At 68.2% G+C, this 12320-nt stretch carries 11 protein-coding genes; 6 read left to right on the forward strand and 5 right to left on the reverse strand.

The window, feature by feature from the left end:
- Window positions 1-30 precede the first annotated feature (30 nt).
- Window positions 31-540, reverse strand: coding sequence for a hypothetical protein (locus WMF22_RS10910; protein WP_438035707.1), 510 nt, complete (start codon window positions 538-540; stop codon window positions 31-33).
- A gap of 364 nt (window positions 541-904) precedes the next feature.
- On the opposite strand from WMF22_RS10910, the gene rplC reads away from it, so the two are divergent.
- The 4 genes from rplC (at window position 905) to WMF22_RS10930 (ending at window position 3775) form a co-directional block, all read left to right on the forward strand.
- Window positions 905-1603: a 50S ribosomal protein L3 gene (gene rplC, locus WMF22_RS10915; RefSeq protein WP_437299042.1), complete on the forward strand. Its 699-nt coding sequence runs from the start codon at window positions 905-907 to the stop codon at window positions 1601-1603.
- Window positions 1604-1672: 69 nt separating this feature from the next.
- The gene (locus WMF22_RS10920; RefSeq protein ID WP_438035708.1) at window positions 1673-2290 is read left to right on the forward strand and encodes an SAM-dependent methyltransferase; all 618 of its coding nucleotides are present in this window, start codon (window positions 1673-1675) and stop codon (window positions 2288-2290) included.
- Window positions 2291-2636: 346 nt separating this feature from the next.
- Entirely contained in the window at window positions 2637-3125 is a 489-nt protein-coding gene (locus tag WMF22_RS10925; RefSeq protein WP_438035709.1) for a helix-turn-helix domain-containing protein, read from the forward strand.
- Window positions 3122-3775, forward strand: coding sequence for a transposase (locus WMF22_RS10930; protein WP_438035710.1), 654 nt, complete (start codon window positions 3122-3124; stop codon window positions 3773-3775). Before WMF22_RS10925 ends, WMF22_RS10930 begins: the two co-directional genes overlap by 4 nt.
- A gap of 120 nt (window positions 3776-3895) precedes the next feature.
- Here WMF22_RS10930 and WMF22_RS10935 read toward each other — a convergent pair whose 3' ends face one another.
- On the reverse strand, window positions 3896-4135 hold the full coding sequence (locus tag WMF22_RS10935) for a hypothetical protein (protein WP_438035711.1): 240 nt from the start codon (window positions 4133-4135) through the stop codon (window positions 3896-3898).
- 79 nt (window positions 4136-4214) lie between these two features.
- On the opposite strand from WMF22_RS10935, the gene WMF22_RS10940 reads away from it, so the two are divergent.
- Together WMF22_RS10940 and WMF22_RS10945 are read left to right on the forward strand one after the other, a co-directional pair.
- Entirely contained in the window at window positions 4215-5273 is a 1059-nt protein-coding gene (locus WMF22_RS10940; RefSeq protein WP_438035712.1) for a hypothetical protein, read from the forward strand.
- Window positions 5270-6589, forward strand: a complete 1320-nt coding sequence (locus tag WMF22_RS10945) for a hypothetical protein (protein ID WP_438035713.1) — start codon at window positions 5270-5272, stop codon at window positions 6587-6589. The genes WMF22_RS10940 and WMF22_RS10945 overlap by 4 nt, the downstream gene beginning before the upstream one ends.
- A 214-nt stretch (window positions 6590-6803) precedes the next feature.
- Here WMF22_RS10945 and WMF22_RS10950 read toward each other — a convergent pair whose 3' ends face one another.
- From WMF22_RS10950 to WMF22_RS10960, 3 genes are all read right to left on the reverse strand, one after another.
- Window positions 6804-7988: an acyl-CoA dehydrogenase family protein gene (locus WMF22_RS10950; RefSeq protein WP_438035714.1), complete on the reverse strand. Its 1185-nt coding sequence runs from the start codon at window positions 7986-7988 to the stop codon at window positions 6804-6806.
- Between the two features lie 62 nt (window positions 7989-8050).
- Window positions 8051-10150, reverse strand: coding sequence for a L,D-transpeptidase family protein (locus WMF22_RS10955; RefSeq protein WP_438035715.1), 2100 nt, complete (start codon window positions 10148-10150; stop codon window positions 8051-8053).
- Between the two features lie 222 nt (window positions 10151-10372).
- A complete protein-coding gene (locus WMF22_RS10960; protein ID WP_438035716.1) occupies window positions 10373-12250 on the reverse strand; it encodes a DNRLRE domain-containing protein in 1878 nt (625 codons plus the stop codon).
- Between the last annotated feature and the right edge of the window lie 70 nt (window positions 12251-12320).

The following is a 12320-nucleotide window of genomic DNA, read 5'->3' on the forward strand; positions in this document are numbered from 1 at the left end:
GGCCGCGCCCGTTGCGAGGCGCGCGCGCCGTCAGAGCATGAGCCAGAGCTCGGCGTCGTAGCGCTTCGCGCCGCCGCCCGCGTCCTCTGCCGCGCGGCGCCCCCCCGAGGCGGGCTCCCCCGCGCTGCCCGGCGCGTCGTCCCCGCGCGCCCCGTCGCCTCGAGCGGGCGCGCCGGCGTGGGCCAGGTCGATGCCGGAGGCGGCGCAGCGGGCGACGGCGAAGCCGAGCATCTCGCGCACGTCGCCCGAGCGGAGCATGCCGCGCGTCCGGTGGCGCGCGATCGCGGCCGCGCGCTCGACGCACTCGGCGCACGGGGCCACCTCGGATCGGAACCTGAAGAGCAGCGTCCCCTCGGGCCACCCGAGCGCCGACGCCTCGATGCTCACCACGATGAACTCGCCGTCGCGGACCACCCGGGTCCGGGCCGCGCTCGCGCTGTCCTCACCGGCGCCGTGGGCCTCGCCTCTCAGCAGGAACCAGTAACGATCCATGAGGCGCTCGACGCCGCGCGGCCCACCGTGAGCGATGATGTCTGTCATCCCTGACCTCCGGCGGCCCAATGTGAGGCCCGCTCCTCCGAACTTCGATGCCAGGGAGAGACAGGAAATGTCCGCCCAGAAGGACAATGTCCGAGCGGTCGTGACGCGACGTGACGCGAAGCGACGTGATGCGATGCGTCTCGGTTTGATGTGGTCTGTATTACCGTTGTGGCGGTGGTTTTCGCTTCCCTTTGGGGCTTCCGTGGGTAAGCTCTGCGCCCCCCAACGTGCCCGGCGGGAAGCCGCCCCGGTTCTTCGCTCCGAACCGGCTCGTGACGAGGCGCGCCGAGGGGATCGCTCCCGCGGCGCGCCGCGCGGAGCCTGTTTCAGCCACCCCAGACGGAGCGAGCAAGGCGATCCCATCATGAATCAGCATCCCGGCATCATCGGCAAGAAGATCGGCATGACGCAGATCTTCAACGAGACGGGCGAGGTCCTGCGCTGCACGGTCGTGCAGGCGGGCTGCGTCGTCATCGGCAAGCGCACGCTCGAGAAGGACGGCTACAGCGCCCTCATCCTCGGCCTCGGCGAGCGGGCGGAGAAGCACACGACGAAGCCGGTCGCCGGCGCGTACAAGAAGTCGGGGCAGACGCCGAAGCGGGTCGTGCGCGAGCTGCGCTGCAGCGCGGAGCACGCGGCGAAGTACGAGATCGGGAGCACGCTCAAGGTCGACGAGATCTTCGAGGTGGGCCAGCGGGTGGACGCGCAGGGCCGCTCGCGCGGCCGCGGCTTCAGCGGCGTCATCCGCCGGTGGAGCTTCGCCGGCGCGGTCAACTCGCACGGCACGCACGAGTACTTCCGCCACGGCGGCTCGATCGGTACGAACATGACCCCCGGCCGCACGCTGCCCGGCCTGAAGATGCCCGGCCACTACGGCGACGAGACGGTGAGCGCGCTCAACCTCAAGATCGTGAAGCTCCTCCCCGAGGACAACCTGATCCTCATCGAGGGTCCGGTCCCCGGTCCGAAGAACCAGGTGGTGACGATCCGCGGCGCCGTGAAGAAGCGCGGCGGCAAGGGGATCGTGCCGGTGCAGCAGCCGACCAAGAAGAAGGGCGGCTGATCCCGGCCGCCGGCGGGGCAGCTCCCATGAGCGAGCGCCCCGCCGGTCGTGCCCGCCGAGCGTCCCTCCGTGTCGCAGAAGCCGAAGAACCCGTACAAGCGCCCTGACGCCTTCACGAAGGCGGCGAAGGCGCAGGGCTATCCTGCGCGCAGCGTCTTCAAGCTCGAGGAGATCGATCGCCGGGTGCGGCTGCTCCGCCCCGGCCAGCGGGTGCTCGACCTGGGCGCCGCGCCGGGGTCGTGGTCGATGTACGCGGCGCAGCGGATCGGCGCGGGGGGCAAGCTGCTCGCGGTGGATCTGTCGCCGATCACGGCGGCGTTCGGGCCGCAGGCGACGGTGGTGCAGGGGGACGCGCTGTCGCTCACAAACGAGGCGCTCGCGCAGTTCGCGCCGTACGACGTGGTGCTGTCGGACATGGCGCCGGCGACGAGCGGCAGCAAGATCGCCGATCAGGCGCGGAGCTACGAGCTGTTCATGCGCGCCGTGGCCGTGGCCGAGGCGCTGCTCGCGCCGGGCGGGGCGTTCGTCGGGAAGATCTTCATGAGCGAGGACTTCGTGAAGGCCCGGGACGCGCTGAGGAACCTCTGCGAGGAGGTCCGGAGCATCCGGCCCGAGGGGACGCGGGCGAGCAGCGTGGAGATCTTCCTGGTGGGGCTGAAGCGGAAGGCGGCGGCGAAGACGGGGTAGGGGAGCGGAGCGCGGGGGCGTCTCCGGGTGGGCGGAAGCGGAAGGGGGAATGGCGCCGGGAGGCGCGGTCCCCGGAGATGGGCGGAGGGGAGCGGAGAGAAGGGGAGGGGAGGTCTTGCTGGACTGCCCGGCCCCCGGAGAGGGTGTTCGTGGGGCGGCGCGGGGGCCCCACCGAACTCGCCCAATTGACGTTCTATCTCCGGCGTGCACAGCACGCCGGAGATAGAACGTCAATTGGGCTCAAACAACGGTCCGTCCCCCGCGCCGCCCCACGAACACCCTCTCCGGGGGCCTACCGATCTCTTGATTTAGAGCAATTTGCGGTTGAGCTTGGTACAAGCTGAGCATGGTCGGGCGGGACGGTGGCATCGTTGATGCTGCTGCCTACCGCATGGGCCCGTACAGCATCGACCTGCGGCAGCGGATCATCGACGCCTACCAGAACCGTGAAGGAAGTATCCGGGAGCTGGCCGAGCGGTTCGAGGTCGCCCCGAACACGGTGCAGAACTATCTCACGCAGCTGCGCGCCACGGGCGACCTCACGCCGAGTCCGCACGGCGGCGGCATGCCACGGAAGCTCGACGAGACGGACGAGCGGGCACTGATCACGCTGCTGGAAGAGAAGAACGACCAGACATTGGCGGAACTGATCGAGCAGATGGAGCAGCGTCACCATGTGCACGTCAGCGTCTCGACGATGAGCCGCACGCTGCACCGGATGGGGATCACCCGAAAAAAAGGACGTTGGGTGCCAGCGAGCAAGACCGCCCGGACGTTCAACAGGCCCGCGCGAGTTTTCAAGATTGGGCGGGGACCGCAGATGCGCGCCGCTTGATCTTCGTCGACGAGTTCGGCGCCAACCTGGGCATGACCCGGCTCTATGGCTACGCCCCCAGCGGGCAGCGGGCCTACGGCAAGGCGCCGGAGAACGCGGACCCGAACCTGACGCTGGTGCTCGGGCTGGGGCTGCAGGGGGTGATGGCGCCGGTGGTCTTCGAAGGCGCCATGAATCGTCCTCGATTTGAGACGTACGCCCAGGAGTATCTGGCTCCGGTGCTGCGGCCTGGCGACATCGTGCTCGTGGATCGACTCAAGCCACATCTGTACCCCGAGGTCCGCGCGGCCATCGAGGCGACGGGGGCCGACTACCACCCGCTGCCGCCTTACTCGCCGGATTTCTCGCCGGTGGAAGAGTGCGGCAGCAAGATCAAGCAGACCCTCCGCACCGCTGGGCAGCGGACCGTGGTGGGCGTGCTCGACGCGATGGACAGGGCCCTCCACCAGGTGACGCCGAAGGACGCCGAAGGCTGGTTCCGCCATGCGGGCTACCTCGACCGACCCCCTCGTCCCAGACCGCAGCGCAGGGGCACGCCTCGGAGCCGTGCGCCGCGGGCTCGCACGCCTCGCAAGCGTCGCGCTCGGGATCCGCCAACGCCCAGCCCGAGGGGCGCGGTCTGTACCAAACCCAATCGCGAACCGCTCTAGATCCCTGCGGACGGTGAGCGGTCTCCCGCGCCGCCTGCGAACACCGTTGGCGGGAGCCTGCGCCTGCCGATGATGCCACCGCCTGTTGACGAGGCGCTGCGGGACGGGAATCGGCTGACGTCATGCGAGCGCGCGGCTTCGCTTCCTCAGAAGGCGCGCATAGCTCTTCCGCATCTCCTCCGGCATCGGCGAACGTTGCAGCAAGGCAAGCGCTTCGCTCGTGCAGCCGAGCATCGCGTCGATGACCGTCGAGGCTTCGGCGCGCGGGAGGCGCAGTTGCCGCTCGGCGAGATCGAGCCAATGGTGGCGGCGGAGATGCCTGTTCGGCCGATCTGGGGAGCCGCGGACGCTGGATCGCATTCAGCAAGACGGCGCACCTTGACCCAGCTTGGCCCACGCGGTAACCTTCTCCTGAGAGCAATTTCGGAGCCAGACGTCGATGCCGGAGCCGCGCAAGATTAGCTTTCGAGCAACGCTAAAGGGTGAGATTAGCGACTTCATTGAACGAGCCGGCATGGCATGCGTCGACACCACCAGTGCCTTGGTGGAACTCGTAGTAGAGCTTTCTCACTACGAGGAGGAGGGCACGGTCTTATACCCAAAGATTCTCGTGTGTGATGCTCTTGCTCGGGCACTCGCACTGCTCCAAGGCACTGCACCACTCGAGATCGGTCGCGGCCCCAAGGACGCCTCGACCGTGAAACAAGCGCTAAAGAAGTGCGCTCCCCTCGCTCGGCAGGGATGGGTGGTTTACGTCGAGCGGGGTGAACGCGAGTTTAGCTACGGAGTGTTTCGAGAGCCAGAATTGCCTACCGCCTTGGATATCCGCAATACGCTAGGCGCTCTGCCCGTGGATTCGGTGAAGGCCGTACTCGCCCGTCAGATCGCTGAGCGGGTAGTCGAACTCGTTACTACAGGAGAACGCCATCTTCATGTGCACCTGTCCGCCGCAAGCGCTGATGAGCCGCCGCCTGGCGCATCCATCGACAAACTCGTCAGCGCTGCTGTGGTTGATGCACCTGAATTCGTGCGAGAGTCGTTGAGGAGCTATCTGTCTTCCGTCATTGGGCGAGCGCTACTCCACGGACACGGTGCGTTGCTCGCGGTAGTTCGAGTAGGTAGCCCAATTCCATCGCCGCTGTCGGTGGACGGTGTTCTTCTGGTAGAACCAATACAACTTGCCGGGTTGGTAGAGGTCTTCCTGCGAGAGCAGAGCACGGAGGCCGTGCTTACGCTGTCGGCGTACGGGGCGCTTCTTGAGGGAATGCTCGGGAGTGATGGCATAACGCTTCTGCGCTCCGACGGCACGATATTGGGCTACAATTTCTTTGTTCAGCGCAGCGGAGTCGACGGCACGCCTGCAAGCCAAATGCTTGGAGGCGCGAGGCGCCGCGCATTCGAGGCTCTCAGCCGTTTCGTAGAGAGTGGCGATGTTGCTTGCGCGTTCATTCGATCAAGTAACGGGTCCAGCGGACACAAGATTGGAGCACCAGCATGAGCAAGGATACGGCAGTATCGCTTTGGCGCCCCCTGGACGTGGTCAAGGTTCCGAAGGACGTTCGCGCCATCGAGCAACTGGCTCCGTACGCCAAGCAGCTCGCGCCCCGTGAAGTCAAGCAGATTATTAAGGCGTTCGAGGATGGCAGCTTTGAGATGGGAAGTGTCTTCGCCTGGCAGAAGACCATGTCTGGTCTCAAGAGAAAGCTGGGCGCTCTCGGAATGGATTTCATCGGTGAGATGCTTGACCGTAAGGATGTTACCGTTGGTAGCAACCCTCAGCAGATTCTTACGGATTACGATGCTCTGCGACTCGCAGAAGAGTTGGGGTTCTTCCCGAGTTCGCATACGCTTCGTCTTCGTCACGCAATGGAGGTTATCGCTCACTTTGCCAACCCGCCCGACGATGCCGATGATGATGGTATGACATTTGAGGAGGCGACTGGGGCGCTCCGTACGTGCATTCAAACTGTACTTGGGCACGGAGAAACTGAAGCGGCCTTGGAGTTTGCTTCCTTTAGAAAGAAACTGGAAACGCAAGATTTTCAGTCCGGAGATCCGGAGGTCGATACGCTTGCGTCTTCGCCATACTTTTTTCAGCGAACTACGCTTCGTGTCCTGCTGTCGGTAATCAAGACCGCGCAGGGGGCTCAGCTTGAGCACGTTCTCGCAAACCTGAACACGTTCCTCCCTGCTATCTGGGACGGTTTGCTTCATCCAGATCGTCAGTCGGTGGGATCGTGCTACGCGGAGGTCCACGCGGAGGGTAAGCAGACGGCTGCGGCCGGCGTCCGAGCATCGTTGCTGAAGGTGAAAGGCTTCGATTATGTGCCTGAGTTGCTTCGGTCTCGTACATTCATCGAGGCGGCGCAGCGGGTCTTGGATGCGCACGAGGGATGGGACAATTTCAGGAGCGAGTATGCGCCAATGGTAGCACTTGCGTCGCTCGGGACGAGTATTCCGCTTCATGCACTGCCTAGGTGTATGACGGCCATCCTCTCCGTTGCGCTCGGGAATCACTGGGGGACCTCTTGGACCGCTAGCCCAATCGCGAAGCAGATGCTGTCTAGGCTCCCCCCAGATCGATGGGTTTACTACCTCAACGAGTGCTTGCCGGCGGACGACGTGGTATTGGGTAAGTTGACCGACAAAGGTATTGCGGAGCGGTTTGTTAGTCTAGTTGCCGACTGTAGTTTGGCGGAGCTGGTGCCGAGAATCCAACGCGTTGCAAAGCTCGTTGAGAGCGCTGCTAGTGGGAGTTCACCTGGCGTTGTCGCTGCTGCGACGAACATCTTCAATAAGCTTCGTGCGGCCTGACCACGTCGTCGTGCGGCCGAACAAAGGATGGCCCTCTGTGCCAACGTCCTGTGAGACAGGCTTCCGATGGACCACGCTTTACTAGCCTCCAGGCCGCGAGCGTACCACGACGCCCTGCGCTCGCCTGGCCGGCAGGCGAGCCTGACCGTGGCGTGTAGCGTGCAGCCGCTCGCGCGCAGCAGCCCGCCAGCGCGGGCTACCCGCCGGCATCCCCTCAGAACGCGTTGTGTCCCGTGATCGCGTTGCCGAGGATCAGGCAATGCACCTCGTCGGTGCCCTCGTACGTGTACACGCTCTCCAGGTTGAGCATGTGCCGGATGACGGGGTAATCGAGCAAGATCCCGTTCGCGCCGAGCACGCCCCGCGCGGTCCGCGCGATCTTGAGCGCCCAGCCCACGTTGTTGCGCTTGCAGAGCGAGACCTGCACCGGGCTGATGCCGGTCGTGTCCTTTAGCCGGCCGAAGTGCAGCGCCATGAGCTGCCCCTTCGCGATCTCCATCGCCATCTCCACGAGCTCCGACTGGATGAGCTGCCGCGACGCGATCGGCTGGCCGAACTGGACGCGCTCGCGCGCATAGGAGACCGCCGTCTCGTAGCAGGCGCGCGCGGCGCCCAGCGCGCCCCACGCGATGCCGAAGCGCGCCTGGGTCAGGCAGCCGAGCGGGCCCTTCAGGCCGACCACACCCGGCAGCACGTTCTCCTCCGGCACGCGCACCTCGTTCAGGACGATCTCGCCGGTCGGGCTCGCGCGCAGGCTCATCTTGCCGTGGATGAGCGGGGTCTCCAGCCCCTTCATTCCCCGCTCCACCACGAAGCCGCGGATGGACTCGGCCCCTCCGTCATCGACCTTGGCCCACACAACGCAGAGGTCCGCGATGGGGGCGCTCGTGATCCACATCTTCGTGCCCGTCAGCACGTAGGAGCTCCCGTCCTTCCGGGCGCGGGTCTTCATCGAGCTCGGATCCGACCCGCTGTCGGGCTCCGTCAGGCCGAAGCACCCGATCAGCTCGGCGGCGGCCATCCTCGGCAGCCAGCGCTGCTTCTGCGCCTCGGAGCCGTACTTCCAGATCGGATACATCGCCAGCGAGCCCTGGACGCTCACGAAGCTGCGCAGGCCGCTGTCACCATACTCGAGCTCCTGCAGCGCGAGGCCGTAAGCGACCGAGTTCATGCCGGCGCAGCCGTAGCCGGTCAGCGAGCCCCCGAGCAGGCCGAGCGCGGCGATCTCGGGGATCAGGTCGGTCGCGAACTCCTCGCGCGCGAACAGATCCGCGGCGCGCGGCAGGTACCGCTCGCGCACGAAGCGACGGACGGCGTCGCGGATCATGCGCTCTTCCTCGGAGAGCAGCGGATCGATCGCCATGAGCTGATCGAGCGAGAGGGGCTCCTGGATGGCCATGGATTGAGCGTGTAGCGTGCCTTCGCGCGGCGCGGAAGGGGCAGCGCCGGCGGGCCGCGGGCTCAGGGGCGGATGGAGACGAGCGTGCCCTTCCGTAACGAGAGCGCGCCGTGCCACTCGGCCGGGACCTCGGGGGTCGTCCACTCGAACAGCCAGGCGGCGTCGAGCGGAGAGAGGTTCACACAACCGTGGCTGCGCGGGGTGCCGAAATCGTCGTGCCAGTAGGCCGCGTGGAACGCGAAGCCCTCCGTGAAGTACTGGACGAAAGGCACGTCGCGGAAGTCGAACGGATCCTCGTCCTCCTCGTCGCCGTCCATCGTGACCGTGACGTGCTTCGTGTGGATGCGGAACAGCCCCTGGATCGTAGAGCGCGTCGTCTTGGGGTCGCCGAGGCCGTCCGCCCCCGTCGAGACGAGCGTCACGTAGACGGGGCGGGTGCCGTCGTAGGCGACGAGGCTCTGCTTGTCGATCGAGACGTCGATCCACTTCCGCCCGCGCACCGCCCACGCGGGCGTCCTGGGGAGCGGGTCGACGCGCACGACCTCGTCCGAGCGGACGAGCGAGCCGTCCCGCGCCTCGAGGTAGTCGATGCCGCCGAGGCGCCGCGAGGCGCCGGACAGCGGGATCGCCTCGCGGAAGCGGAGCGGGGCGCGGGTGACGCCGCCCCGCTCGCCCGGGACGAGGCGCGCGGCGTGGCGGCGCCTGGCGAAGGCCACCGGCAAGGTGACGCCCTCCGGGAGCGCCAGCCCGGCGAAGGCGCTCGGCCGGATGACGCGGGTGCGGTCGAGCGGCAGGACGGCGAGGTCGGTCGTCAGGCCGAAGCGGCGCCCGTCGTGATCGAACGTCGAGAGCAGGGCGAAGCCGGAGCGCGTCCGGGCGCGGCCCAGGACGAGCGCGTCGGGAGAGCGGCGATCGCCGGCGAGCCCGGGCGCCGGCCGCCCGTAGAGCAGGACCGAGGGGGTCGCGTCCGGAGGCGGCGGCGCGACGAAGTCAGGCGCGCGCGCGGCGGTCGCGGCGCGGAGCAGGTGCCCGCCGAGGTCGGGCTCGGCGCCGCGCTGCTCGTCCTCGTCCGGAAGGCGCGCATAGAGCGGCGGGGTGGGGGAGCGAGACATCACGTACGTGTAGGGCAGGCCGCCGAGCAGGGTTGTCGCGTCCCCTGCCTGCGTCGCAGCAAGTGCGTTTGCGCCGGGCTGCGTTGCAGCAAGTGCGGTCTCGCCCGGCTGCGTTGCGGCAAGTGTGTTTGCGCCGGGCTGCGTTGCAGCAAGTGCGGTCTCGCCCGGCTGCGTTGCGGCAAGTGTGTTTGCGCCGGGCTGCGTTGCAGCAAGTGCGGTCTCGCCGGGCTGCGTTGTAGCAAGTGCGTTTGCGCCCGGCTGCGTCGCGGCAAGTGCGTTTGCGTCCGGCTGCGTTGCGGCAAGCGCGGCCTCGCCCGCCTGCGCCGCGCCAGGCGCGGCCTCGCCCGCCTGCGCCACGCCAGGCGCGGCCTCGCCCGCCTGCGCCGCGCCAGGCGCGGCCTCGCCACGAACGACCGGCAAGGGGGGCGAAGCGAACAGGCGGACAGGGCGGCGCGACGATGCCTCGACCGCGAGGTCGTGAACGTTGAGCGTCGCGCTGGCGCCGATGCAGACGTAGCCGTTCGGCTCGATGTGGTACCAGCCGTCGGCGCACGACGTCCTGCCGGACGGCTCCGGCCTGCGCGCGACCACGGCGCCGGCGCGCAGGTACCCGATGCGCCGGCTGGTCCAGCGCGGTTCGGCGAAGATCCACGTCTCCCTGGCGACGCTCGCGAGCTCGTGGACCTCCTCCTCGGCCGCCGTCGGCGAGGTGGCCGGGGGAGGATCGATCTCGGGCAGCTTGTCGGACCCGTCATCGACGAGCTCCGGCGGCAGCGCCGGCAACGCGAGCGGGTCGCCGCCCGGCGCCGCGGCGAGCGCGCCCGGCGCCGTCGCGGCCTCCTCGCCGGGCAGCGCGGCGTCCTCCGCGCGGGCGGCGGAGGGCGCCGGGGCAGCGACGGCCGGCGCGGCCGCGGCGAGCGGCGCGGTGACGGCGGAGGCGGGCGCAGGGGCCGGGGACGTCGCGGCGGGCTCGGAGGCAGGGCGCGGGCAGCTCACGCTCAGCGTCGCGAGCGCTATCGCCGGCAGGAGGAAAATGCCTCTCACGCGCATGGAGCGCGCGTATCAAGGGGCGCCGGCGAGGGCCAAGTTCAAGGGGGGCACTCAGGAGAGCGGGAGGGCACGGGAGCGAGCGCTCGCCGGCAGGAGGCGCCCGCCTGGGAGGCCCGGCAGGGCCGGCGGGCGCCCTCGCGCGAGGTGCGCGGCGGACCCGCGCCCGCCGGCTTCACCAGCGCGGCGCGCGGTCGCCTCGCCGGGCCGTCGGCCGGAGCGGCGTCACGGGAGATCGCGCGCGCACGTCGCTGTGACGTAGTAGCGCCGCGAGGTGCCCGCGTAGGAAGCCCGAAAGTCCGTCGTCTGCTTGTACCCGGCGGCCAGGAAGCTGCCGCCGTGCATGAAGCGCGCGCTCGAGCTGTTGTCGAGCCGCGAGCAGTCGTTGCAGGGCATCAGCAGCTGATAGTTGTCCGAACCGTCACGGGTGGCCTTGTACGCGTTGCCAGCCAGGTCGAGCTGCCCCCACCGCCCGGCGCCCTGGGGGAACTTGCCGACGTCCGTGAGATCCGTGTGCGCGCAGGGATAGTTGCTCGGGTACGGCTCACCCAGGCAGCGGTTCGCTCCATCCCCCGCGACCGTGCCGTCGCCCTGGCAGCACCAGGAGGCATACCGTGTGACATCCGTGGAGCCGTCCTGGTTGACGCCGATGATGCTCTCGACGCTCGAGCCGCCCCACGGGAACATGCGCTGCTCGTCGCCGCCGGCAGAGGCGTAGTTGAGCTCCGCCTGGGTCGGCAGCCGGCCGCCGTCCCACGCGCAGAACGCGAACAGCTCGTACCACGTCGCGCAGACGATCGGCTTCTTCTCCTTGGCTCCCGGCGTGTCGCTCCAGGACGGCCATCCATAGGGATCGCAGATGAGCGCCGTCTTGAGCGCGCCCGTGCTGGCCGCGAGATACCCGTTCCACGACGGGTCCCAGCCGCTGTTCGCGATCTTCGGGTGCGCACCCGCGCCGGCGGCCGGCGGGTTGGCCTGGGTCGGGCCGCCGGTCTGCTCGAGGTACTGCCGGAAGCGCCCCACCGTGATCGTGTACTTGTCGAGGTAGAAGCTGCTGACCGTCGCCGGAAGACCCGCGTTGTTGAGCCGGTTGAACGTGCCGCCCGGGACCGGAAGGGTCGAGCAGCAATTATCGCCCCCCTCGACGCCGCAATTGGCACCTGCGCCAGGAGTGCTGCTGTTGCAGCTGATCGGCAGGCCAGGCACGCCGCCCCCGCCTCCGCCGCCCGCGCCGCCGGCACCCCCCGCGCCGCCCGTGCCGCCGGCACCCCCCGCGCCGCCCGCGCCGCTGGAGCTCGACGTCGTGGTGGAGGTCGTCGAGGAGCTGGAGCTCGACGTCGTGGCGGAGGTCGTCGAGGAGCTGGAGCTCGACGTCGTGGCGGAGGTCGTCGAGGAGCTGGAGCTCGACGTCGTGGCGGAGGTCGTCGAGGAGCTGGAGCTCGACGTCGCCGTCGTGCCCCCCGTCTCGCTGTCGTAGCAGACGCGTAGATACGGCCGCCGATCCAGCGAGCTCTCGCTCGTTCGGATGTGGGTGCGATTCAGGGTTTGCTCGAAGAACACGCCGTTGTTCGAGACGGTGCCGTTCACCCAGCTCTGCACGGTGCTGGTGAGGCTGAGCGTGTGATAAGTATACGTGTATCCCGAGCTCGCCGTGAGGGTCCCCAGGACGGTGGGATCCCAGGCGGTCGAGTGCGAGTTCCACGTCACGGTGTTCTCGTCCCAGGGCGTCGTGACCCGGTGCACGCGCATCACGTCGGGGGTCGAGGCGCCGAGGTTGAGGTAGAGATCCGCCGAGACGATGGTAGCGTCGGCAGGGATCGACGAGAGATCGAACGCGATCAGCCCACGCAGCTGGGAGCCGGAGCTCTCGCCAGCGTACATGTCGGCTCCGGTGGGGGTGTAGGTGGGGTAGGTCGAATTGATGAGGGCATCCTTGACCACGCCCGTCGTCCCGGTGCGCTGGAGAGTCACACAGACCGTCGCGGCCTGCTGCGCCTCACCGAGCAGCTCGTCACCTTCGTCTTGTGCGCCGACGCACCCGGCGAGCGCCGCGCCGGAGGCGGCGGCGAGAGACGCCAGGAGCAGATGCCGAGACCCTCTCATGATCGTTCGATTCCTCATGATGCTCTCCGATCCGCGTCGTCGGGCCAGCTCCGCCCGCGAGGCTGCGTGT

Origin of the sequence: Sorangium sp. So ce204 (assembly GCF_051526795.1) — a bacterium.
Classification (GTDB): Bacteria; Myxococcota_A; Polyangia; order Polyangiales; family Polyangiaceae; genus Sorangium; species Sorangium cellulosum_B.

Bases quoted from the DNA above. Each gene is read 5' to 3' on its own strand.
- WMF22_RS10945 (WP_438035713.1), top strand. From the start codon at position 5,270: ATGAGCAAGGATACGGCAGTATCGCTTTGGCGCCCCCTGGACGTGGTC.
- WMF22_RS10910 (WP_438035707.1), bottom strand. From the start codon at position 540: ATGACAGACATCATCGCTCACGGTGGGCCGCGCGGCGTCGAGCGCCTC.
- WMF22_RS10925 (WP_438035709.1), top strand. From the start codon at position 2,637: ATGGTCGGGCGGGACGGTGGCATCGTTGATGCTGCTGCCTACCGCATG.
- WMF22_RS10940 (WP_438035712.1), top strand. From the start codon at position 4,215: ATGCCGGAGCCGCGCAAGATTAGCTTTCGAGCAACGCTAAAGGGTGAG.
- WMF22_RS10960 (WP_438035716.1), bottom strand. From the start codon at position 12,250: ATGAGAGGGTCTCGGCATCTGCTCCTGGCGTCTCTCGCCGCCGCCTCC.
- WMF22_RS10955 (WP_438035715.1), bottom strand. From the start codon at position 10,150: ATGCGCGTGAGAGGCATTTTCCTCCTGCCGGCGATAGCGCTCGCGACG.
- rplC (WP_437299042.1), top strand. From the start codon at position 905: ATGAATCAGCATCCCGGCATCATCGGCAAGAAGATCGGCATGACGCAG.
- WMF22_RS10950 (WP_438035714.1), bottom strand. From the start codon at position 7,988: ATGGCCATCCAGGAGCCCCTCTCGCTCGATCAGCTCATGGCGATCGAT.
- WMF22_RS10935 (WP_438035711.1), bottom strand. From the start codon at position 4,135: ATGCGATCCAGCGTCCGCGGCTCCCCAGATCGGCCGAACAGGCATCTC.